Source organism: Streptomyces iakyrus (genome assembly GCF_000717055.1).
Lineage (GTDB): Bacteria > Actinomycetota > Actinomycetes > Streptomycetales > Streptomycetaceae > Streptomyces > Streptomyces iakyrus.
Map to the genome: position 1 here is coordinate 1 of NZ_JNXI01000147.1, position 312 is coordinate 312.

Annotated in this window: 1 protein-coding gene; it reads right to left on the reverse strand. The window is 65.1% G+C overall.

What is annotated here, in order from left to right:
* On the reverse strand, positions 1-312 hold a 312-nt coding region (locus OO68_RS49100), incomplete at both ends, for an oligopeptide/dipeptide ABC transporter ATP-binding protein (protein ID WP_500691381.1).

A 312-nucleotide genomic window follows, 5' to 3' on the forward strand; every position in this document is an offset into this window, starting at 1 on the left:
GCGAGATGGTTCGGTGAGATCGACGTGGCAGGCAACGCGCCGTCCAATTGCCGCGTCGCGTTCGTTCGGGACATTGGTCCGGCACAGCGCCAACCGGTGCGGACACCGCGGTGCAAAGGGACAACCTGCCTGGGTGGTGGCAGAAGCGATGTTGCCGGGGATTTCGGACAGCCTGGCGCTTCGGTAGTGCAGCTTCTCGTGCAATCGCGGGGATGCCGCGAGAAGGCCCTGCGTATAGGGATGCAGGGGACGCTCGAACAAGACGCCAGGCGGCGCTTCCTCGACCTTTCGCCCCGCGTACATGACGACGAC